We start from the raw sequence: 23,898 nt of genomic DNA, 5'->3' as shown, positions 1-23,898 counted from the left end.
TCAAGCGATTAGAGCTATCAATCTTATTTAGCAATACTAGACCCATCAAAACACAGCGAGTCACTTCTCGCTTAACAACTTTAATTGAAAACAAAAGGAACGATTCATGACAGCAACCAAAGAAGGCCAGCCAGTACCACAAGTAACCTTCCGCACTCGCGAAGGCGATCAGTGGAAAGACGTGACCAGCGATGACATCTTTGCCAACAAAACCGTCATTGTGTTCAGCCTGCCAGGCGCGTTCACCCCGACGTGTTCTTCTTCGCATCTGCCACGCTATAACGAGCTGTTCCCTGTCTTTCAACAACACGGCGTTGATGACATCGTTTGTGTCTCGGTCAATGACACCTTTGTAATGAACGCATGGAAAGCCGACCAAGATGCTGACAACATCCATGTACTACCTGATGGTAACGGTGAATTCACCGATGGCATGGACATGCTGGTCGACAAAAATGATCTTGGCTTTGGCAAACGCTCATGGCGCTACAGCATGCTGGTGAAAAACGGCGTGGTCGAAAAAATGTTTGTTGAGCCAAACGAACCAGGTGACCCGTTCAAGGTCTCTGATGCCGACACCATGCTGGGCTATATTGCTCCTGAGCATAAACTGCAAGATTCGATCACCGTGTTTAGCAAGCCAGGCTGCCCATTCTGTGCCAAAGCAAAACAAGCACTGATCGATGAAGGACTTCAGTTCGAAGAAATTATCCTCGGTAAAGATGCCACCACGGTCTCTTTACGCGCAGTCACCGGCCGTGCCACGGTGCCACAAGTATTTATCGGTGGCCGTCACATCGGTGGCAGCGAAGAGCTCGACACTTACCTAAACCAGTAATCCGCTGTTTGGGCGGCAGCCTTGCCGCCCGTTATTTTCCCAGGAGAAAGCAATGAAAACATTAACGGTTGATGTGGCTGTGATTGGTGGCGGGACCGCCGGACTCGGTGCCTATCGCGCGGCAAAAGCACAGACAGATAGCGTGGTGATGATTGAAGGCGGCCCGTATGGCACCACCTGTGCACGTGTTGGCTGCATGCCATCCAAACTGTTAATTGCGGCCGCCGAAGCGGCGCACCATATCGATAAAGCGCCCGGTTTTGGTGTCTACCCAGGCGGAAGTACCGAGATAAATGGTCGTGAGGTAATGGATCGGGTTAAACGCGAGCGTGATCGCTTTGTCGGCTTTGTATTGGAAAGTGTCGACGACATCCCCGCTCAAGACAAAATCGATGGCTATGCACGTTTTGTCGATGATCATACCTTGATGGTTGACGATCACACCACTATCCATGCTGACCGCATTGTGATTGCGACCGGCTCACGTCCGAGCTGGCCAGAGGCCTGGAATCACCTCGGTGATCGTTTGGTGGTCAACGATGATATTTTCGAATGGGATGACTTACCTGAATCGGTTGCCGTGTTTGGTCCGGGCGTGATTGGCCTTGAACTGGGTCAAGCGTTACACCGCCTCGGTGTCGAGATGACTATGTTTGGCGTCGGCGGCCAAGTGGGTCCACTCACCGACCCAGATATCATGGCATATGCGGATAAAACCTTCAGCGAGGAGTTTTATCTCGATGCCGATGCCAAGGTTGAAGAGATGATCCGTGAAGGTGATAAGGTCCAAATCCGTTACCGCGACAAAAACGGCGAAAGCCAGTTGCGTTGGGTTGATTACGTGGTTGCCGCCACCGGTCGTCGCCCCAATGTCGACAAACTTAACCTTGACGCGACCAGCATCAAAGTAGACGCACGCGGTGTCCCAGTAGCCGATAGCTACACCCTGCAAACCACCGCAGCGCATATTTTTATTGCCGGTGATGCTAACAACCAAATTCCACTGCTGCACGAAGCGGCTGACCAAGCCAGAATTGCCGGTGACAACGCGGGGCGCGGCAAAGATATCCGTGCGGGACTGCGCCGTAGCAAGCTATCCGCGGTCTTCTCCGATCCACAAATTGCGATGATGGGCGAAAGCTATAAAGCAATTACCGATCGTCTCGGCACATGTGGCTGTTTTGAAATCGGTGTGGTTTCCTTTGAGGGACAAGGTCGCTCACGGGTCATGCTACGCAATAAAGGCTTATTGCATGTTTATGCCGAGCAAGGCACAGGACGTTTCTTGGGCGCAGAAATGATTGGGCCGAACGCCGAGCACTTAGCACACTTACTCGCCTGGGCTCACCAAAACCAAATGACCATTTCGCAAATGTTGGATATGCCCTTTTATCACCCAGTAATTGAAGAAGGGGTACGTACCGCACTGCGTGATGTCAACGCCAAACTCAAACTCGGGCCAGAGATGATCAAACACTGCATGGATTGCGGCCCAGGCTGCTAATTCACTGTCCTTTTCGCCGAACGCTCGGCGCTTTACAGGCAATGCCTGTTGCTTCCCCAAGCACTTGCTTACCTTTTGCCCTCCTTCGCGGAGGGCTTTTTTGTATCCAACGACTCACTGCGCCACAATGGCGTACCGCCCTCACTGACCAAGAGAGCCCATATGGCTTGTAAATATTGTCAATCTGGCATTTGGAAGCAGAAGTTAGGACGCTGCACGCGTTGTATGACCCAACTTGCTGTCATTTCTGCCATACTTTGGCCGTTTTGGTGGTGGGCCTATGCCGACACGCCACGGCAAGTTGAATCGATCGCATTACTGTTCGCCGCTGGCACTGCCAGCGCGCTGCTGCTGCTTCATTTGCTGATTTATCCGTTTCGGCGCAACAGAAAGCGGCCCTAAAGCCGCCCCACACTTTTTTACTCAATCTCTGCATGTGAGAAGGTAGAGATCGTCGCCGGCCCCGCAATGTTATAGGTCAGAGCCACTTCATCACAGGCGTGGAAGCGCGGACAGATTTCACAATCTTTCATCACTTTCTCTGGCAATTGCGATTTCGACACTGAGGTAAAGCCCAACTGGGTGAAAAACTCGGGCACCCGGGTGAGGACAAAGACTTGCTCAATCGCCATTTGCTTGGCTTTTTTAATCAAGTGCATCATCAACGCCGTGCCGTGTCCTTGGCGCTGCCAGCCCGCTTCAACCCCTAAGGAGCGAATTTCTGCCAGCCCTGAGTCGTAAATATACAGCGATCCGCAGCCGGTCAAATCCCCTTGATGCTCAGATACTGCAAACAGGCCAATATTACGCACTAATTCATGACGGTCGCGCGGTAAGTTCTCCCCCAATTTCGCCCAATACACCACCATGCCTTCAATGGTATCCAAATCGGTGAGCCGCGCCGAGCGCACCGTGACTTTGGGGGTAAAGCGCTTATCCAAGCGCTTTTGCGCTTCTTGAATAGCAAAGCTGACCTGCTCAGGTGCCACCCCTCCCAGTGCCCGACGTTGGGCCAGGCAGGATTCAATCGTGAGCATGGCATACACATCATCTTCAATCACCGGTGAGAATTGCTGCAAGGTTTCTAGCGGCAGCGCTTCCAGCGCACACCCTTGCTCAATGGCTGACACCACCGCCACGCCAACAATATGGTGGGCTTCACGGAACGGGATCCCTTTGCTCACCAAATAATCGGCCAGCTCGGTCGCATTGGCATGACCTTGCTGCGCCGCTTGCAAGGTTTTGTCTTTATGGATGGTGATGCCTTCAAAGCACAGGGCCGCCATGTCTAAGCAGTCATGCCAGGTGTCCATGGCATCGAATAGCCCTTCTTTGTCTTCTTGCATGTCCTTGTTGTAAGCCAGCGGCAAGGCTTTCACCGTCATCATCATTGCCGACAAGGAACCATACACCCGACCCGTTCGACCACGTATCAGTTCTAACGCATCGGGGTTTTTCTTTTGTGGCATCAGCGACGAGCCTGAGGTGACAGTATCCGCCAGCTCGATAAACCCGGACTCGCCCGAGTTATAGAAGATCATGTCTTCGGCCATCCGTGACAGATGCAACATCGACATGGATGCAGCAGACATCATCTCCATCACATGATCGCGGTCCGAGACCGAATCCAAACTATTACGGGTAGCCCGTTTAAATCCCAGGTTTTGTGCCAAGGCATCGCGATCAATCGGGTACGCGGTGCCTGCCAGCGCCCCCGATCCGAGTGGGCAGGTGTCCAAGCGACTAAGCGCATCTTGCAAACGCGTGGTATCACGCTCAAACATCTCCAGATAGGCCAGACACCAATGGGCAAAGGTCACCGGTTGTGCACGCTGCAAGTGGGTGTAGCCAGGCAGCACGGTACCATGGTGCTGACCCGCCACATCCACCAGCTGCTGCTGAAGCTTATCGAGAGACAGCAAGATTTGCTGGCCTTGCTGGCGACACCACAGCTTGAGATCCGTGGCCACCTGATCGTTGCGCGAGCGTCCGGTATGCAGCTTTTTGCCCAAATCCCCGACTTTATCGATCAGTTGCTGCTCAACCCAGCTGTGAATATCTTCGGCCTCTGAGTTTAAGATCTGCTCAGGGTTTTCCATCACCGACAGCTTGAGCTCATTGAGCGCGAGCTCCAATTGCTGTTGCTCGTCATCACTCAGCACGCCCACTGAACGCAAGGCTTTCGACCAAGCAATGGAGCCCACAATGTCTTGCTCTGCTAAGCGATAGTCAAAGCGCAGCGAATCATTAAACGCTTGAAACCGTTTGTCTGCTGCTTGACTAAAGCGTCCGCCCCATAATGCCATGCTGTCTCTCCTTACTGCTCACGATGCTTTTTTAATTAGGATTGTTTTTGTTTGTTCAGTGTCCGAATCCGGCTCGACAGCGAATACAAACGGATAAAGCCTTCGGCGTGGCTGTGATCGTAGACGTCATCATCACCAAAAGTGGCAAAGTCTTCCGAGTACAAGCTATTGGTCGAGCGCTTTTGTACCACCGTCGCTTGCCCTTTATAGAGTTTGATCACCACCTCGCCCGTTACCGGCGCGGCAAGGGAATTGGCCGCGGCAACAATCGACTGACAAAGTGGCGTAAACCAACGCCCATCATAAATCAGGTGAGAGGCTTTTAAACCGAGCTCCTCACGGAACTGATAACTCTCTTTATCTAGCACCAATTGTTCAACGCCGCGCAGCGCTTCCATGATGATGGTGCCACCCGGGGTTTCGTAGCAGCCGCGGGATTTCATCCCCACCAAACGGTTCTCAACGATATCAATCCGTCCCACGCCATGTTCGGCACCTTTGTCATTCAATAGCGTTAGCACGTCATAAGGCGACATGGATTCACCATCGACCGAGACCACTTCCCCGCTTTGTACTCCCAAGATGACAAACTCGGGCGTATTGGGCGCCTCTTCCGGCGCGACAGTCCATACCCAGCAATCTTGGTTGGCCGCCGTCCAGGTATCTTCTAACACGCCGCCTTCGGTTGAGACGTGCCAAGCATTGGCATCACGTGAATAGATTTTCTCAAGGCTCGCCGTGCACGGAATATCACGGGCGGCCAAGTAATCGAGCAGGGCTTCACGACTGGTGAGATCCCACTCACGCCAAGGCGCAATCACTTTCAGCTGCGGCGCCAGCGCGGAGAAGGTGCTCTCAAAACGGACTTGATCGTTCCCCTTTCCGGTACAGCCGTGGCAAAGCGCATCCGCGCCGACCTCGAGGGCGCACGCGACCTGCGCTTTGGCAATGATAGGACGCGCCATCGAGGTGCCAAGTAGGTACTTGCCTTCATACACCGCACCGGTTTTCAGGCTGGGATAAATATAATCCGCTACCATTTCGTGTTTTAGATCGGCGATAAAACACTGTGATGCCCCCGAAGCGAGCGCTTTTTGCTCAATGCCTTCGAGCTCTTGTTCGCCTTGACCGACGTCGGCGACAAAGGCGACGACTTCACAGTCATAGTTTTCTTTTAGCCAGGGAATGATGGCCGAGGTATCCAATCCACCCGAATAGGCCAGTACCACTTTGTTGACTTTGCTCATCTTGCTCTCCTTAAATCATGATGCGACGGTTTGAGTAGCGTCGTTATACGTCTTATTAACTGGCGCTAAACCGGGTGCCGATTTGCTGGCCATCGAATAATTGGGTGAGTTTTTCTGGGTAACGCCAAGTGGCAATCTCCACCGGTTTACCCAGTTCGCGGGCGGCGGCAAACGCCGCGTTGACCTTGACCACCATGCCATCGGTGATCACGCCTTTTTCTATCAGGTGTTGCGCATCCAGCTCGGTCAAACAGGGCAGTAGATGGCCTTTGCCATCCAATACACCACTGACATCCGACAGCAGCACTAGCTCCGCCCCGAGGGTAGTAGCCACCGCGACCGCTGCTTGATCGGCATTAACGTTCATCAGCTCACCTTGGTCACTGATGCCAATCGAGCTAATAATGGGGACACAATCTGCGGCCAGTACCGCCTGCAGCAGGCTGGGATCGCCGGCGCTGGCTTCTCCCACCGCACCCAGCTCAGGGTCCAGCTGGCTGACCTGACACAGGCCACCGTCGGCCAAGCTCAAGCCACAGCTTTTAATGTTTGCTTTACGTGCTTGGGCTAACAGCAACTTGTTTGCTGTCCCTGCCAACGCACCGGTGACATAATCAATCTGGTCGGCGGGCGTGACCCGTAAGCCTTGGTTTTTGACACTGGTGAGGTTGAGCTTTTTGAGCAGATCATCGACCAAGTAACCGCCACCATGCACCAGCACTAACGGGCGCTCCGCCTCACTGCGATAGGTATTGATCGCGCCGAAAACCTTGGCGAGGGTCTCGCTGCAGCTCAGTGCCGCGCCGCCTAATTTAATCACTAATGGCGTTTTCATCCGTTTCTCCTAGACAATCGCGGTAGTTTCGGCAAAGCCAAACTTCAGGTTTAAACACTGCACGGCTTGGCTGGCCGCGCCTTTAAGTAAATTATCAATCGCACTGGAGAGGATCAGATGCCCATGCGCGGCCTGATAGCCAATATCGCAAAAGCCGGTGTATTGCACCGCTTGTAGCTTGGCCACCTCGCCGGCTGGGAGCACCCGTACCAGCGGCGCCTCTTGGTAGGCGTGAGTGAGTGCCTGCCCCACCTCCGCCTCACTAACATCTGGTGCTAATTTGGCGGTAATRGTGGCAAGAATGCCGCGTTTGTAGCTGCCAAGGTGCGGGGTGAAAATCACCGGCGTATCAAGGTGTGTGGCAATCTCTGGCTGATGACGATGAGAAAACACCCCGTAGGCATGCAGGCTCACTTCGCAAAAACTGTTGGTCAGACTCGCTTTGCGCCCCGCGCCCGTCACGCCGCTGGTAGCATTAATCACCGGCCACATTTGTTTATCCAACAAGCCTGCATCCAGCACAGGTTTGAGCGCTAATTGACTAGCGGTGGGGTAACACCCAGGTACGGCGACCAGCTGCGCTGCTTGCAATGCCTCACCCTGCCACTCGGCCAAGCCATACACGGCTTGCTCAAGCCATGTCGGCGATTGGTGCGCAAAACCGTAGTGTTCGGGATAAAAATCGGCTTGATTGACCCGATACGCCCCCGACAAATCAAACACCACGCAACCTTGAGCCAGAAAAACCGGCGCCAATTCATGACTGACCGCATGCGCGGTGGCTAAAAACACCACATCGGCTTGTTTAGCCACCGCCTGTGGCGACGTCAACGGAGAGAGTGGCATATCCACCACGCCACGCAGTTGCCCGTGCAACGCGCTCACAGGACGATTAGCGTCTTCACTGCCTGCCGAGACATATAAACCGGCCAAGTGCAATTGCGGATGGCGATGGACAAGGGCGACAAGCTCGGCTCCTGTGTAGCCACTGGCACCGACAATAATGGTGTTAAGTGTCATGGGTGTCTCTCTTTATGGATATTTAAGGCGTGCTGCGGCGCAGCAGAGTATCGAGGGCGTAGCGGATAGCCACGCAAAGCAGGCTAGCGTCGTCGAAGGGCAAGGATATTGTGTTTGGCGGTACCTAGTATCATGGTCGACTCATCTTAGAAAATATTTTTATTCATAAATAGTGAATGGTTATTTTTTATCGCATTCCCGTTTACCCGTCAACCCCAAAAAGCGTAAAAAATCACTTTTAATCTCTATTTATTCATATTAAAGCAATAATTCTATTTAACCATGCAAATAACACGGTCGTCATTTACGACAAAATCCCACGATGACGAGCGCGGAGAGACCCTCTAGAAGCTAGCAAACATGAAAGCTGAAACTTTTTTTCATCTTTTGAGGTGGCTCTATGATAAGCATCAAATCCGGTAGCCAGTTTTCGCGCTAACTTGCGGTTAAGTTGACCCGATCACGCAACATTCGCTAGATTGGGTCTTTACAGTCACAGTAGGATGTAACTTTGTTACAGAATGGATACGCTATGAACGAAAAGTACTCTGCCTTAAAAAGTAACGTCAGTATGCTTGGCCATCTGCTGGGCAACACCATTGAAGATGCCCATGGCCCCGCACTTTTAGAAAAAGTTGAGGAAATTCGTCAGCTCTCAAAATCGGCTGCAGCAGGTAATCAGGATGATCATGCTAAGCTGAAAACCGTGCTGCAAAACTTACCCGCAGACCAACTGCTTCCGGTCGCCCGCGCCTTTAGCCAATTTTTGAATCTGACTAATATTGCTGAGCAATACCATACGGTGTCGCGCCAATCTGACACCCATGAGTGTAGCCCCGATGCGATTGATAACCTGCTCCGACGCGTCAGCCAAGGTGAGATTGATGCCAATGACGCGCAGAAGGCGATCGCCGATTTAAAAATTGAGTTAGTCCTGACCGCGCACCCCACTGAAATTGCGCGCCGCACCACCATTCATAACTTGGTGCAAATCAATAAATGCTTATCCAAACTCGAGCTGAGCGACTATTTAGGCGCCGACGAGCGAGCCAAAACCGAGAAACGCCTTGAACAGTTGATTGCGCAAGCCTGGCATACCGATGTGATTCGCCAAGAGCGCCCGACACCGCTCGACGAGGCCAAGTGGGGCTTCGCGGTGATTGAAAATTCATTATGGCAAGCAGTGCCCGCATTTTTACGCCAATTCGATCAGCAGCTTGAGAGCCATTTAGACATCAACTTGCCCATTGATGCCAAGCCAGTACAAATTTCCTCTTGGATGGGCGGTGACCGCGACGGCAACCCGTATGTCACCAGCGAGGTCACCCGTGAAGTGATGCTGCTTTCACGCTGGAAAGCCGCCGACCTGTATTTGCGTGATGTGCAAGATCTGATCAGCGAACTGTCGATGACTCAGTGTGATGACACCGTGCGCGAGATGGCCGGAGAGGCGCACGAACCGTATCGCGCGATCTTGAAAACGCTGCGCAGTCAGCTCAATCACACATTAAGTTATTTAGATGCCAAGCTGAAAGGCGAGCGCACGTCATCACAGGGCATTCTGACCGACACCCAGCAGCTGTGGCAGCCATTACTGGCGTGTTATCAGTCACTCCACCAATGCGGCATGGGCATTATTGCCGACGGTAAGTTGCTTGATTTGCTTCGCTGCGTGCAATGTTTTGGTGTTCACTTAATCAAGCTCGATATTCGCCAAGAAAGCACTCGTCATGCCGATGTGCTCTCAGAAGTGACCCGCTATTTGGGGATGGGCGATTACGCGCAATGGAGCGAGCAAGACAAACAAGCGTTCTTGATCCGTGAATTGTCCTCGAAACGGCCGCTATTACCCCGTGATTGGACCCCGTCGGATGACGTCAAAGAAGTGATCGACACCTGCCGGGTGATTGCCCAGCAGCCGCGTGAAGCGCTTGGTGCCTATGTGATTTCAATGGCGAGGACCGCCTCGGACGTGCTGGCGGTACATTTGATACTCCAAGAAGCCGGCTGCCCATTCCGCATGGATGTGTGCCCGTTATTCGAAACCTTGGACGACCTGAACAACGCGGAATCAGTCATTGGCGAGCTCATGGCGATTGATTGGTACCGTGGTTTTACTCAGAACTTCCAAATGGTGATGATAGGCTATTCGGACTCAGCTAAAGATGCCGGGGTGATGGCAGCCGGTTGGGCGCAATATCGCGCCATGGAAGCGCTGGTCAACTTATGCGATGACCAAGGGGTTGATCTAACTCTCTTCCATGGCCGTGGCGGCACCGTAGGCCGTGGCGGTGCGCCCGCCCATGCCGCCTTGTTGTCACAGCCCCCTCGTAGTTTAAAAGGTGGCCTCCGTGTGACCGAACAAGGCGAGATGATCCGCTTTAAACTGGGGCTGCCCGATGTCGCGGTCAACAGTTTGAACCTCTACACCAGTGCGATATTAGAAGCGAACTTACTGCCACCACCAGAGCCCAAACAAGAGTGGCGTGCGCTGATGGATACCTTGAGTGACATTTCTTGCCAAGCCTATCGCGATGTGGTTCGCGGCCATGAGCAATTTGTGCCTTACTTCCGCTCCACCACACCAGAGCTTGAGTTAGGCAAGTTGCCACTGGGATCGCGCCCTTCCAAACGTAACCCCAATGGCGGTGTCGAGAGCTTACGGGCAATTCCTTGGATTTTCGCCTGGAGTCAAAATCGCCTCTTACTTCCAGCTTGGCTGGGCGCTGGACAAGCGATCGATCATGCCATTTCCAAAGGCCATAAAGCCCAGCTAGAAGAAATGTGTCGTGAGTGGCCATTCTTCTCCACCCGGCTTGGCATGCTGGAAATGGTGTTTACCAAAACCAACCTCGATATTGCCAAATACTATGATCAGCGTTTGGTCGATGAAAGCCTCTGGCCTTTGGGTGAATCACTCCGCGATCAATTACGCCAAGACATTCAAGTGATTTTGGCGGTGGAAAACAGCGATAACCTGATGGAGCAAAACCCATGGGGCGCTGAGGCGATTCGCTTACGTAATATTTACGTCGAGCCACTGAATATGCTGCAAGCTGAGCTGTTATACCGTACACGGCAATGTGAAGAGGACGATCAGTCGCTTGACGATGCCTTGATGATCTCCATCGCGGGCATTGCCGCAGGCCTGCGTAACACCGGCTAATCGGCCCAAGCCGTACCCTCGGGTGCGGCTTTTTTTGTATCAAGCGAGCGAATAGAAACCGACGCACACGCGAGATTTTTTATCCATAGCCACGTCTAAGGCTTGCTGTTACATTGATAGTATTATTACTATGGAAGGTCGCGGTGACGCGATTTAACAACGCAAAGGAAAACGCAAAGGAATTGCCATGAAAGACGAAACCCTCTCGATTCATCACGGTTATCAGACCGATCCGACCACCAAATCAGTCGCTACCCCCATCTATCAAACCGTCGCCTATGAGTTTGATAACGCCCAACATGGTGCTGATCTGTTTAACCTCGATGTGCCGGGCAATATCTATTCGCGGATCATGAACCCCACCAACGATGTATTAGAACAACGTGTGGCGGCATTAGAGGGCGGTATCGCAGGCCTATGCGTCAGTGCTGGCGCCGCGGCAATTACCTATGCAATCCAAACCCTGGCCAAGGCCGGTGATAACATCGTCGCCACACCACAGCTTTACGGCGGCACCTATACCTTGTTTGCTCATATGCTCCCCGAACAAGGCATTGAAGTACGTTTTGCCCAAAGTGACGACGCCAGTGCGATTGAAGCGCTGATTGATGCCAATACCAAAGCGGTGTATTGCGAATCAGTTGGTAATCCGGCCGGCAATATTGCCGATATCCCCGGTCTTGCCAAGGTTGCCCACGCGCACGGTGTCCCTTTGGTGGTCGACAATACCGTGGCCACGCCCGTGCTATGCAAACCGATTGAACATGGCGCCGATATCGTGGTGCACTCGCTAACCAAATACATTGGCGGCCATGGCACCACCCTAGGCGGTATGATCGTTGATGGCGGCACTTTTGATTGGGTGGCACATCAAGCCCGCTTCCCGCAATTTTCACAGCCCGAGCCGGCGTATCACGGCGTGGTCTATAGCGATACCTTTGGCCCGGCGGCATTTATTGCCCGCGCGCGTACCGTGCCTTTACGTAACAGCGGCGCCGCCTTATCGCCGATGAACGCCTTTATGTTGATGCAAGGTCTCGAAACCTTGAGCCTGCGTATGGAGCGTCACTGCGAGAATGCCAAAGCGGTGGCGGATTACCTTGCCAGTCATCCAGCGGTGGCATGGGTGAACTATGCCGGTCAACAAACTCATCCTCATTACCAACGTGCCCAGTCGCTTATCCGCGGTGGACTGCCCGCATCACTGCTGTCTTTCGGCTTAAAAGGTGGCTTTGATGAGGGGGTACAGTTTTATGATGCGCTGAATGTATTTAAACGCCTGGTCAATATTGGTGATGCTAAGTCACTTGCTTGCCATCCCGCCTCTACCACCCATCGTCAACTGAATGCGCAAGAGCAAGCGAAGGCCGGGGTGACCCCAGAAATGATCCGTCTTTGTGTCGGCATTGAGCATATTGATGACATCATTGCCGACCTTGAACAAGCATTGAGTGCAGTAAAATAGCCCGAGATAGGCGACTCATGCGAACCGATTGTTATACCAATAAATGTGGATATAAAAGATGTCACTTCCCCATGTCATACTGACGGTACTCAGCAACTGCGAAGCCACGGGTTATGATATTACCAAGGCGTTTTCTACCACTATCAGTAATGTGTGGAAAGCCAGCCATCAACAGGTATATCGTGAACTGACTAAGCTCGCCGAGCGAGGTGCTGTGACCTATCGACTTGAGCCGCAAGTCGGCAAACCAGATAGAAAAGTCTATGCCATCACCCCTGTCGGCACCGAGGTGTTAGAGGCGTGGTTTATCCAAGCGCCTAAGCTGGCCCCGCCTCGCGACGAGTACGTCGCACGCCTACTCAGCTGTGAGGTCTTGGATCCCGCGCCGATGCTCGAGCATATCAATAACTTGATTGCGGAATCACAACAACTACTTAATCATTATGCTCTGCTTGAGCAGCGTGATTACGGTCAATCCACATCATTAACGCAACAACAACGCCTCATGCGATTAGCATTACGACGCAGCATTCATCAACGTCGCGCTTGGATGGCCTGGGCGCAAGAAGTGCGCGATGAGCTTACTATACTGGCCGCCAGCGCCTAATCAGAACAATAAACACAACTCGCAACCTAGGCGCCCCACGAAACGGGGCGCTTTTTTTGGCTAAAGGTAAACCGGTTTGGCGGTTTGGCGGTTTAGCGGTTTAGCGGTTTAACGGTTTAGCTAAGGTGCGACAGCCAATGGGCGAACCCCCAAAGTATGGCAAAGTGCATAGGTCAATTCGGCCCGGTTGAGGGTATAAAAATGAAAATCTTTTACCCCTTCACGGCTGAGTACGCGCACCATATCGATAGCAATCGAGGCACCGACCATCTGCCGGGTCACAGGGTCATCCTCAAGACCTTGATACTGTTTGTGCATCCACTGTGGGACACGCACATGCGTCATTTGCGCAAACCGAGAAGCTTGCTTAAAGTTGGAGACGGGCAAAATCCCCGGCACAATCTCGACATCAATCCCCGCCGCCACACAGCGGTCACGAAAACGTAGGTAGCTTTCCACATCAAAGAAAAACTGGGTAATGGCACGACTGGCACCGGCATCGACTTTCCGTTTCAGATTAATGAGATCCGCTTGCGCACTTTTCGCTTCCGGGTGCACTTCAGGATAAGCGGCGACAGAAATATCAAAGTCATGTTCTTCTTTGAGCAACCGCACCAAGTCAGCCGCATACATAGTCGGCTTTTTCTCCGGCGACGGTAAGTCTCCGCGCAAAGCCACAATGTCACGAATACCATTTTGCCAGTAGTCACGGGCAATATGGCGCAGCTCATCTTCAGTGGCATCGATACAGGTTAGATGGGGCGCCGCCGCGACCCCCGTTTGATCATGAATACTTTTCACGATGTCATGGGTGCGATCACGCTCACCAGAATTGGCGCCATAAGTCACTGACATAAACTTAGGTTTAAGCCCTTTGAGGCGGTGCACGGAATTCCAGAGGGTTTCTTCCATACTGGGCGTGCTGGGCGGAAAAAACTCAAATGAGACGTTAATATCACCGTCTAAGTCGGCAATATTCTGATTAAGTGCATCAATGTGGCCTGCGTGCGTATAGCTCATACCCTCTCCCTGCAACCGGTTTTATTCGCGATGATGTGCGTTTTTGGTTTATACGTTTAGACGTCCATATGTCTAAAGGTTGTCGTTATCTGGGTGAAATGTCAACGATCTCAGCCATGAAAAGAACTCATAGTATTATGAAGATAGTCAACATGCAGGAAGCCACCGAGAGCAGCAGCCAAAAGCGCGTCATATAACGTGATCTTCAGATAAAAAAAGCTGTCTTATGTGGAGTAAGACAGCTTTCACGTTTGCGAAGATCACGTTTACTAAAAGGACATTAGTGAAGACGCCCAATTAAGCGATTCAGATCAGATTGTATCGCCCCAGCGGTGACATCCCGCCCCGCCCCCGGTCCGCGGATCACTAATGGATTTTCACGATACCATTGGCTTTCAATCGCAAACACATTATCACAGGGCAGTAGATGCGCCAGCGGATGCTCACTCGGTAAGGTTTCTAAGCTCACCTGCGCATTACCATTGGCTTCTAGACGCGCCACATAGCGCAACACGGCGCGATCTTGCTGCGCTATTTCCAATCGATCCTGTAAACACGCATCCATTTGATGGGCGTTATCGAGAAACGCATCTAACGACAAAGATTGCAGCGCTGGCGGTATCAGTGACTCAACCTTGACCTGCTCGGGCTCCAATGACAGGCCCGCCTCCCTTGCGAGAATCACTAATTTACGCACCACGTCGGCACCCGACAGATCGTCACGCGGATCAGGTTCAGTTAGCCCTTGCTGCCATGCCTGTTCAAGTAAAGCACTGAACGGGACCTCGCCGGTGAATTGCAAAAAAAGCCAGGATAACGTACCGGAAAAGATCCCTGAGAGTGCGAGGATATGATCACCGCTTTCACGTAAGTCTTGAACCGCATAGTTAATCGGCAGCCCAGCGCCTACCGTGGCGTTATATAACCAATGGCGCCCCGTTTTCGCAAACGCATGTTGAATCGCATGGTATTGTTCGGCCGGTGCCGCGCCGGCTTCTTTGTTGGCGGAGATTAAATGAAAACCATGCTCGGCGAGACGCGGATAGAGAGCTGCCAGTGAGGTATTGGCCGTGACATCCAAAATCACCACATCATCATAAGGATGATTCAATAAGCGTGTTAACCATTCATCATCAAAGTATGGCGTGCCATTGTCATCAAAGTCATCCCTGATCTGCATTGGATCGATGCCAGCAAAATCTAACCATTGATTACGACTATCTACCACCGAAATCAGCGACACCTCCTTGCCATGACGCTTTTCGAGGTGCGATTTTTGCTCGGCAAACAAGCTGAGCCAACGCGCGCCAATATTTCCTTTCCCTACCAACACCAAGCCAATGCGACGTTGGGCTTGGAACAGCGCATCATGTAAGCTGGCCACAAGGGCAGGCGTATGCACCTGACGCAAAATCGCCACCATGCTCAGTCCAGATGCAGATTCACTGATAAACTCTACAGGCTGTGACTTCAGCTGCTGATAAAAACCATGACAGTGCACGGGATTATTGACCACGCCGGCTCCGACGGCAGCAACCATATTAAACCCTTCGCGCAGCTTCAACTCCGCGGATAGCCCGGCATCCTGGATCTGGGCCATGACCGAGGCCACGACCTCCGCCGTAAAGGCCAGTAAGATACGATACTGATCATCTTGATAATCCGTCGCCAGTGGTTGCACTTTCAGCTGAGAGAGGATACGGCTCAACTCTTGTTTAATTGCCTGAAAATCTTGCCCGCGGGCGACATCAAACTGCAATAGGCACACATCATCCAAAGATGTAATGATTTTTGCCCCGCGTCCGGTAGCCAGTACACGCTCTATATGGGTCGAGCCACTGTCGGGGGCCTGGGTACAACGTAAGGTCAGATCGGTCGCACTTTGCGCCACAGGCTGTAAAGTACGGCTATGAAGCACGGGCGCCGCCAAGCGTGCCAATTCGCCTGCTTCATCCAATCGGATTAAGGGTAACAAGCAAGCATTATCGACATGGCGTGGATCCGCGCTGTATACACCGGCAACATCACTCCATATAGTCACGCGGCGGACCCCCGCTAACGCACCGAGCACCGTGGCCGAATAATCTGACCCGTTACGCCCCAAAAGTACGGTTTCCCCAGCTTGATTTTGCGCCATAAACCCCGTAATAACGACGTGAGATTGCGTGTGCTGAGAAAGTTGCTGCCGTAACAGTGGCCATGATGCGCCGCGATCGACCTCAGGTTGAGCCGCACGTTCCGCGCGTAAACAGTGGCGCGAGTCCAACATCACCGCCTGACGACACTGCTGATTAAGCAGCGCAGCTAATAAACGCGCCGACCAAACCTCTCCGAACCCTTGCACATCGGCTTGTACGCTGTCGCTCAGCGCTGTCTCCCCGAGCGACGCGATCGTCGCGATGTCAGCAGATAAGGCATCAACCAACTGTTGTTTGTGATCACCGTTGATCAGATTTTCAATCAAGTCTTGCTGAAAGGCACGGACGCCTTGCAAGGTCTCATGCGCCAACCGGCCATCTTTGCCCAGTTGAGCGAGCCAAGCAATGAGCTGATTGGTCGTTTTCCCCGCCGCAGAGACCACAATTAAGTCGTGCGCCTTTGCATGCGCCGTCAGCACATCGACCACACGGCGATAACAATCTGGGCTCGCTAAACTGCTGCCACCAAATTTATGCAATTGGCGTTGTGATTCGGGGGCGGTGTCCATCGGTTGCGCGTGCATGGCGAGGTCTCTCTTGGTCTCAATAAATATCAATAAAGCGGCGTGCTATGACAGCAACACCTATAGCAATCGGTTTTACTGGTTAGCTAAATGGGCGAAGGCATGCGCCAAATCGGCCACTAAGTCTTCTGCGTCTTCTAGTCCAATAGAAAAACGCAACAACGTCCGGGTAATGCCAGCCTCGGCTTGCGCGTCATCACTCATCGCACGATGGGTCATTGACCCTGGATGCGTGACCAGACTTTCTACCCCGCCCAGCGACTCGGCAAGCGCAAATAAAGATAAGCCTTCAATAAAACGTGCGATCCCAGCGGAGTCCGTGTCCAGCTCGAGGCTGAGCATACTACCAAATCCAAACTGCTGACGGGCGGCAATCTCATGGCCTGGATGTGTCGCCAAACCGGGATAGTAGAGTTGCCGCACCGCAGGGACTGTTTGCAAATAGGTTAATACCGCTTGCGTATTTTGCTGATGTTGTTTAACCCGAGCGCCCAAGGTACGCAACCCTCGCAATGTCATATAACTGTCAAAGGCGTTGCCTGTCGCGCCCAAGCAGTTGCCCCACCACGCTAATGTTGCAGCCAATTCAGGCGTCTTCGCCACTACAGCGCCACCGACAATATCAGAGTGACCATTAATAAATTTAGTAGTGGAATGCACGATGATGTCCGCACCCAGTGAAAAAGGCTGTTGGAGTGCTGGCGATAAAAAGGTGTTATCGACCACCACCCATGCCCCCACTTGGTGGGCCTGTTGGCAGATTTTAGCAATATCGACCACACGCAATAGCGGATTAGAGGGTGTTTCAACTAACACCAGTTTCGGCTGTTTTGCCAGCGCAGCGGTTAACGCCTGGTGATCAGATTGATCGACAAAACTGACCTGCCAAATCCCTTGCTTGGCGCGTGACTCTAACAAGCGATAGGTACCACCATAACAGTCGTGCGGTGCAACAATATGATCCCCTGCATCCAGTAAAGACAACACCAAGTTAATGGCTGCCATCCCACAGTTGGTCACCACGGCACCGGCTCCGCCTTCCAGTTCCGTTAACGCTTGCTCTAACTGAGCTCGAGTTGGATTGCCCCCACGGGCATAATCATAAGTGGGAACGTCGCCAAAAGCAGGAAAACGATAGTTGGTTGATAAATACAAAGGCGGCACAACCGCATGATGTTGCGTGTCAGTGCCAATTCCTGTTCGAACGGCAATGGTGTCGGTTTTTTTACCTGTCATGGTTCATCCTTGCTCTTGTTGCGCTGGCACGGTTTACGTGATCCAGTCGTCATCATACTACTTTACCTCGGCGCTTTTGGGACGTCAACACTTCTAGACGTCTAAACACCTTTGCATGTGGCGGTTAATATAGCTAAAATCTCCGCAGCATCATTCTGGGTATTCCATAATCAAGATAGGTGAGACATGGCGCAGTGGAACGGCGATTACATTAATCCGTATGCCGAACATGGTAAAAAGAAAGAGCAGGTAAAGAAGATCACCGTCTCTATCCCACTTAAAGTATTAAAAATTCTTACTGATGAGCGCACTCGCCGTCAGGTTCATAACCTGCGTCATGCGACCAACAGTGAGCTATTGTGTGAGGCATTTTTACATGCCTATACCGGGCAGCCTCTGCCAACCGATGACGACATCCGTAAGGATAAACCCGATAGCATTCCTGCCGAGGCACGTCGGATCATGGAAGAGTTGGGTATTGAGTTTGACGACAGTGAATACTAAACAAAAAAACCGCCATCGGCGGTTTTTTTATGGTAAGACACTGTTTTCGACTTATAACATGTTCTACTTACAACATATTTTCTTTACAACATGTTTTCTTTACAACATATAGTTGTCTGGCATCTCAATACGGGCTACGCCGGTTTCGACGGCCGCAAGCGCCACGGCACGTGCTACCTTGGGCAGTAAACGGGCATCCATCGGCTTGGGAATGATGTAATCCGGGCCAAAACTGAGTGAAGACAAGCCCGCGGCATCTAAGACCGATTGTGGTACAGGCTCTTTCGCCAAACCACGAATCGCTTCAACGGCGGCCAACTTCATCGCATCATTAATCTCACTGGCACGCACATCTAATGCTCCCCGGAAAATAAACGGGAAACACAAGACGTTATTCACCTGATTCGGGTAATCCGAACGCCCCGTTCCAATGATCAGATCATCCCGGACTTGGTGCGCAACCTCTGGGTTAATTTCAGGATCTGGGTTTGAGCAGGCAAACACGACAGGCTTATCCGCCATCAGTTTTAATGCCTCAGGCGAGAGCAAATCCGGGCCTGATACGCCAACAAAGAGATCCGCACCTTCAATCACATCTTCGAGGGTACGCTTATCCGTGTTATTGGCAAACAGCTGCTTATACTTGTTAATGTCATCACGACGGGTGTGAATCACCCCTTTGCGATCCAGCATGTAAATCTTTTCGCGCTGGGCGCCACATTTAATCAATAGCTCCATACAGGCCACCGCAGCGGCACCCGCACCGAGACACACGATGGTGGCTTCACCAATATCTTTGCCTTGCAACTCGAGCGCGTTAAGCATCCCCGCAGCAGTGACAATCGCGGTACCATGTTGATCATCATGGAAGACAGGCACTTCACAGCGTTCAATCAGCTGCTTTTCGATCTCAAAACAATCTGGGGCTTTGATATCTTCAAGGTTGATACCGCCAAAGGTGTCAGCAATATTGGCTACGGTATCAACAAACTCATCGATGGTGCGGTGTTTAACTTCAATGTCGATCGAGTCCAAGCCGGCAAAACGCTTGAACAATAACGCTTTGCCTTCCATGACAGGCTTTGACGCCATCGGCCCTAAATTCCCTAACCCCAAAATCGCGGTGCCGTTTGAGATCACCGCAACCATATTGCCTTTACCGGTATAGCGATATACGGCATCCGCATCTTGGGCTATTTCACGCACAGGTTCAGCAACGCCTGGGCTGTAGGCGAGAGCAAGATCCGCCGCTGAATCAGCAGGCTTACTGAGTTCGACAGAGATTTTTCCGGGTGTAGGGTATGCATGATAATCCAGCGCTTGCTGGCGTTTATCGTCCGACATGTCGTTTTCCTAGTTATTATCGTGAAGGGGTAACCAATACCGGCAGGGAAGGATGACCGATATTAGCCAGACACTCTACAAACCACACAGGAAAGGTTTGTATAAGGGTAAAGATGGTAACGCAGCGGGGAAACGTCCACCAGTACTAACGCCGTATTCGCGATGATGCTCGGACCTGTTGTCCGAATACTAGGACGATACGATCAAAAAAAGGGACGCTGATGCGTCCCTTCTCTATATTCGGTCAATAGCTGCTTATTTTTTGCTGCTAAGGGCACCGAAACGTTTCTTAAAGCGATCAACACGGCCACCAGCATCAAGGATACGCTGCTTACCGGTGTAGAATGGGTGACATTTGTCACACACGTCTAGGTTGATGTTTTTACCTAGGGTTGTGCTGAACGCAAATTCGTTACCGCAAGAGCATTTTGCTGTGACGGCTTTGTACTCTGGATGGATACCAGCTTTCATAGGGATAACCTCATTTTAAAGGCCGTGTCGCTCTCCCGATCCTAAGCCGGGCACCACACGTCGTTAACAAATATTTTCTAAGGCGCGCAATTCTAATCAAGCCCCCTCGGTTTCGCAACTTTTTTGTGCAATCACCACGCCGCGTCACCGTACAACAAGGCTTTGCCAACCGAAGGCGAACCGTTACACTGAGCCCCCTTCTGGTCAATAAGATGTTGTGATGGAACAGTTTGCTCAGGTGGCCCTACCGGTCCCGTTAGCGAAAACTTTTGATTACCGAATCGGTGAGAATCAACATCCCATCATCGGTGGGCGGGTAAAAGTGCCCTTTGGCCGCCAGCACAAGGTTGGCATTGTCACCGGCTTATCCGCAACCGCCAGTGTGGACGCGAGCCAACTCAAGGTGCTCGATGCCGTATTGGATACCCAACCGGTTTGGACGCCCGGCGTCTATCATTTACTCCACTGGGCAAGCCGCTTTTATCATCATCCGCTAGGGGATGCGATGGGCGCTGTGATGCCAACCCTGCTTCGAAAAGGACGCCCTGCGGCATTACAACAGCAAAAATGGTGGCAAATTACCGAGTCAGGACAAAACCAACTCCTCTCGGGCCTGAGCCGTGCCCCTAAACAAGCTCGGGTGTTGCAGTTGCTCACACACGGCCCTGCCACCCATGCCGACTTGATCGAACAAGACATCGGCGCACCGGTGCTAAAAACCCTGGCCAAAAAAGGTTGGATAGCCCCCTACACACCACCGCTAAACGCTCAAGCCTGGCAACCGCATTTTGCCGTCACCGAAGACAAACCGGCACTCAACCATGAACAGGCGATGGCGGTTGCCACCATCAATGCCAATGACGGTTTTGCTTGTGCTTTACTCGAGGGGATCACCGGTTCAGGGAAGACAGAGGTCTACCTAAACGTGCTCGAACCTGTGCTTGCTCGCGGTGAACAAGCCTTAATTTTGGTACCAGAAATCGGCCTCACCCCACAAACCATTCGCCGGTTTGAGCGCCGCTTTCATGTCCCGGTAACCGTGATGCATTCAGGCTTAAATGATAACGATCGACTAAAAGCCTGGTTAGCCGCGCGCGAGAATCAAGCAGCAATCGTCATTGGTACACGGTCTGCCCTGTTCACGCCGATGGCTAATTTAGGCATTATCATTATTGACGAAGAGCATGACCCCTCGTATAAACAGCAAGATAGCTTTCGTTATCATGCCCGAGACTTAGCGGTTATGCGTGGTCATGAAGAAAAAGTGCCGGTGATACTCGGTTCTGCCACCCCCTCTTTGGAAAGCTTGCATAACGCAAAAACCGGTAAATATCAGTACCTCAAGCTGACTCAGCGTCCAGGTAATGCGGTGACCGCACGTCAGGGAATACTCGATATTAAGGGCCATTACCTCGACGCTGGATTATCCGCGCCGTTGATCGCCGAAATGCGCCAGCACCTACAACAAGGCAATCAGGTCATGTTGTTTTTAAATCGCCGTGGCTATGCGCCCGCCATGATGTGCCACGAGTGTGGCTGGCTCGCGAATTGTCAACGTTGTGATGCTTACTATACCCTTCACCAGCAACAGCAAGAATTGCGTTGTCATCATTGTGGCCACCAAAAACCCGTTCCGCACCAGTGTCACGATTGTGGCTCCACCCAGTTAATCAGTGTCGGCGTGGGCACCGAGCAGCTTGAAAGCCAGTTGGGCGAGCTCTTTCCTGAATATAAAACCGTGCGTATTGATCGCGACAATACCCGCCGTAAGGGCAGCTTGGAAACCTACCTTAATGGCATAGAAAAGGGCGAATATCAGATCCTACTGGGCACACAAATGCTCGCTAAGGGCCATCATTTTCCCAATGTCACCCTAGTGGCGTTAGTTGATGTCGACGGTGCCTTGTTTAGTAATGACTTTCGCGCGCCTGAACGGTTGGCGCAACTGATGGTGCAAGTCGCCGGCCGCGCCGGTCGCGCCAGCAAGCCAGGGACGGTGCTATTACAAACGCACCATCCCGAGCACAGCCTGATCCAATCGCTGGTACACAAAGGCTATCAAGCCTTTGCGGAGTCGGCGCTCACTGAACGCCGCCAAGCTTGGCTTCCGCCCTATACGTTCTTAAGTTTATTTCGCGCCGAAGGCCATGAAGAAAACAGTGTGCAGCAGTTTTTACAACAAGTACGTCAAACGCTCGCTGCCTCCCCCATTCAACACGATGAAAGCCATGTCATGGGCCCTATGCCCGCAGCGATGGCCAAACGCGCGGGCCGTTATCGCTGGCAATTATTAATCCAAGCCCCAAGTCGAAAAGTGATGCAGCAGTGGCTAACGGTGGCTCTTCCTGCAATCCATCAATTACCCCTTTCGCGCAAAGTACGTTGGTCTTTAGATGTCGAGCCGCAAGACCTTTCTTAATACTCCCTTGCCGTAAGTCGACACAAGTCACACTTTCATTGCAATAAGTGTTAGCTTGTCCGTATTTAAATTGGACAAGCATAGGTAAAATAGGGCCGCAATTGGCTAAGAAAACAGGTCAGATGAGCTAATAACTGTTTGATCTCACAATATAGATAACAAGAGGACTGTCATTATGGCGACAATGAAGGACGTTGCCCACATTGCCGGTGTATCCACAGCAACGGTATCGCGCGCGCTGATGAACCCAGAGAAGGTGTCAGCCAGCACGCGTAAAAAAGTTGAACATGCTGTGGTTGAAGCTGGTTATTCCCCTAATTCACTTGCGCGTAACTTGCGTCGCAATGAATCAAAAACCATCGTCGCTATTGTACCGGACATTTGTGATCCCTACTTCAGTGAGATTATTCGCGGCATTGAAGAAGCCGCCATGGAACATGGCTACCTAGTTCTACTGGGTGACAGTGCCCAGCAACACCACCGTGAAAATTCATTCGTCAATCTGGTGTTTACTAAACAAGCGGATGGCATGCTGCTGCTTGGCTCCGACGTCCCTTTTGATGTCAGCAAGCCTGAGCAAAAAAACTTACCGCCACTGGTCATGGCCTGTGAATATGCGCCCGATCTGGAATTACCGACGGTTCATATCGATAACCTTACCGCTGCCTTTGAAGCGGTTAATTATCTCACCCAAGTCGGCCATACTCGGATTGCTAACATTACCGGCGTACCGGAGACAGCATTAACGCAGTTCCGCTCACAAGGGTATCAGCAAGCGTTACATCGAGCGGGGATCACCATCAATCCAGCGTATAGCGTCGTCGGTGACTTTAGTTTTGCCTCCGGAGCGCGTGCCATCACCAACTTGCTCTCACTGCCTGAGCCACCCACTGCGGTATTCTGTCACTGCGATGTCATGGCCGTTGGCGCGATGCAACAAGCGAAACGTTTAGGCATGCGGGTCCCGCAAGATATCTCCATTGTTGGTTTTGATGATATCCAATTCGCCGAGTATTGCGATCCACCACTCACGACCGTTTCGCAGCCTCGCTATGACATTGGCCGCCAAGCCATGTTGATGCTGCTAAACACGTTACAAGGACGAGAAGTGACCCCTGGCTCCCGGCTTTTGGACGCCAAGCTGGTGATCCGTGAGAGTGTCGCCCCTCCGTCTCGGTAGTAAGACTAGTCAGC

General features: G+C 52.0%; 18 protein-coding genes. 9 read left to right on the top strand and 9 right to left on the bottom strand.

The genetic code is table 11. The features are described 5' to 3' along the window. Positions 1 to 106: 106 nt before the first annotated feature. The 3 genes from BZG76_RS12065 to BZG76_RS12055 all read left to right on the top strand — a co-directional run bounded on the left by BZG76_RS12065 (position 107) and on the right by BZG76_RS12055 (position 2,744). Positions 107 to 838, top strand: coding sequence for a glutathione peroxidase (locus BZG76_RS12065; RefSeq protein ID WP_077461547.1), 732 nt, complete (start codon positions 107 to 109; stop codon positions 836 to 838). 52 nt (positions 839 to 890) lie between these two features. Beyond that, complete coding sequence (locus BZG76_RS12060) at positions 891 to 2,342, top strand: dihydrolipoyl dehydrogenase (protein WP_077461546.1); 1,452 nt, start codon at positions 891 to 893, stop codon at positions 2,340 to 2,342. 162 nt (positions 2,343 to 2,504) lie between these two features. Then, positions 2,505 to 2,744, top strand: coding sequence for a DUF3624 domain-containing protein (locus BZG76_RS12055; RefSeq protein WP_077461545.1), 240 nt, complete (start codon positions 2,505 to 2,507; stop codon positions 2,742 to 2,744). 17 nt (positions 2,745 to 2,761) lie between these two features. On the opposite strand, the gene argH is transcribed toward BZG76_RS12055, so the two are convergent. From argH to argC, 4 genes are read right to left on the bottom strand one after another with little or no spacing between them, the layout of a single operon-like run. Beyond that, positions 2,762 to 4,648 carry an argininosuccinate lyase gene (gene argH, locus BZG76_RS12050; protein WP_077461544.1) on the bottom strand — a complete coding sequence of 629 codons (1,887 nt, stop codon included), beginning with the start codon at positions 4,646 to 4,648 and terminating at the stop codon, positions 2,762 to 2,764. 35 nt (positions 4,649 to 4,683) lie between these two features. Next, entirely contained in the window at positions 4,684 to 5,895 is a 1,212-nt protein-coding gene (locus tag BZG76_RS12045) for an argininosuccinate synthase (protein WP_077461543.1), read from the bottom strand. Positions 5,896 to 5,950: 55 nt separating this feature from the next. After that, positions 5,951 to 6,730, bottom strand: a complete 780-nt coding sequence (gene argB / locus BZG76_RS12040) for an acetylglutamate kinase (protein WP_077461542.1) — start codon at positions 6,728 to 6,730, stop codon at positions 5,951 to 5,953. A 9-nt stretch (positions 6,731 to 6,739) separates the two neighbouring features. After that, a complete protein-coding gene (gene argC / locus BZG76_RS12035) occupies positions 6,740 to 7,750 on the bottom strand; it encodes an N-acetyl-gamma-glutamyl-phosphate reductase (protein WP_077461541.1) in 1,011 nt (336 codons plus the stop codon). A 532-nt stretch (positions 7,751 to 8,282) separates the two neighbouring features. Between argC and ppc the strand changes: the two genes are divergently transcribed. The 3 genes from ppc (at position 8,283) to BZG76_RS12020 (ending at position 12,988) form a co-directional block, all read left to right on the top strand. Continuing rightward, complete coding sequence (ppc, locus tag BZG76_RS12030) at positions 8,283 to 10,916, top strand: phosphoenolpyruvate carboxylase (RefSeq protein WP_077461540.1); 2,634 nt, start codon at positions 8,283 to 8,285, stop codon at positions 10,914 to 10,916. Positions 10,917 to 11,103: 187 nt separating this feature from the next. Then, positions 11,104 to 12,381, top strand: a complete 1,278-nt coding sequence (locus tag BZG76_RS12025; RefSeq protein WP_077461539.1) for an O-acetylhomoserine aminocarboxypropyltransferase/cysteine synthase family protein — start codon at positions 11,104 to 11,106, stop codon at positions 12,379 to 12,381. A 58-nt stretch (positions 12,382 to 12,439) separates the two neighbouring features. Continuing rightward, complete coding sequence (locus BZG76_RS12020) at positions 12,440 to 12,988, top strand: PadR family transcriptional regulator (protein ID WP_077461538.1); 549 nt, start codon at positions 12,440 to 12,442, stop codon at positions 12,986 to 12,988. A gap of 120 nt (positions 12,989 to 13,108) precedes the next feature. Here the strand turns inward: BZG76_RS12020 and metF are convergent, their stop codons facing one another. The 3 genes from metF to metB form a co-directional block, all read right to left on the bottom strand. After that, on the bottom strand, positions 13,109 to 14,008 hold the full coding sequence (gene metF, locus BZG76_RS12015; RefSeq protein ID WP_025744244.1) for a methylenetetrahydrofolate reductase: 900 nt from the start codon (positions 14,006 to 14,008) through the stop codon (positions 13,109 to 13,111). A gap of 280 nt (positions 14,009 to 14,288) precedes the next feature. After that, on the bottom strand, positions 14,289 to 16,730 hold the full coding sequence (locus tag BZG76_RS12010) for a bifunctional aspartate kinase/homoserine dehydrogenase II (RefSeq protein ID WP_077461537.1): 2,442 nt from the start codon (positions 16,728 to 16,730) through the stop codon (positions 14,289 to 14,291). A gap of 75 nt (positions 16,731 to 16,805) precedes the next feature. After that, the gene (gene metB, locus BZG76_RS12005; RefSeq protein ID WP_077461536.1) at positions 16,806 to 17,966 is read right to left on the bottom strand and encodes a cystathionine gamma-synthase; all 1,161 of its coding nucleotides are present in this window, start codon (positions 17,964 to 17,966) and stop codon (positions 16,806 to 16,808) included. A gap of 186 nt (positions 17,967 to 18,152) precedes the next feature. Here metB and metJ point away from each other — a divergent pair, with 186 nt between their 5' ends. Further along, complete coding sequence (gene metJ, locus BZG76_RS12000) at positions 18,153 to 18,470, top strand: met regulon transcriptional regulator MetJ (protein ID WP_025673335.1); 318 nt, start codon at positions 18,153 to 18,155, stop codon at positions 18,468 to 18,470. 99 nt (positions 18,471 to 18,569) lie between these two features. Here the strand turns inward: metJ and BZG76_RS11995 are convergent, their stop codons facing one another. Next, complete coding sequence (locus BZG76_RS11995) at positions 18,570 to 19,814, bottom strand: malic enzyme-like NAD(P)-binding protein (protein WP_077461535.1); 1,245 nt, start codon at positions 19,812 to 19,814, stop codon at positions 18,570 to 18,572. A 255-nt stretch (positions 19,815 to 20,069) separates the two neighbouring features. Beyond that, a complete protein-coding gene (gene rpmE, locus BZG76_RS11990) occupies positions 20,070 to 20,285 on the bottom strand; it encodes a 50S ribosomal protein L31 (RefSeq protein ID WP_077461534.1) in 216 nt (71 codons plus the stop codon). Positions 20,286 to 20,505: 220 nt separating this feature from the next. Here rpmE and priA point away from each other — a divergent pair, with 220 nt between their 5' ends. Both priA and cytR read left to right on the top strand, forming a co-directional pair. Beyond that, a complete protein-coding gene (priA, locus tag BZG76_RS11985; protein WP_108743678.1) occupies positions 20,506 to 22,704 on the top strand; it encodes a primosomal protein N' in 2,199 nt (732 codons plus the stop codon). Positions 22,705 to 22,855: 151 nt separating this feature from the next. Continuing rightward, complete coding sequence (cytR, locus tag BZG76_RS11980) at positions 22,856 to 23,884, top strand: DNA-binding transcriptional regulator CytR (RefSeq protein ID WP_269087430.1); 1,029 nt, start codon at positions 22,856 to 22,858, stop codon at positions 23,882 to 23,884. Positions 23,885 to 23,898 lie beyond the last annotated feature (14 nt).

It is taken from the genome of Salinivibrio sp. AR647, assembly GCF_001995415.1.
Taxonomy (GTDB): Bacteria; Pseudomonadota; Gammaproteobacteria; order Enterobacterales; family Vibrionaceae; genus Salinivibrio; species Salinivibrio costicola.
The sequence above is the reverse complement of the archived record's forward strand: the minus strand, read 5'-3'. Positions and strand labels throughout refer to the sequence as shown.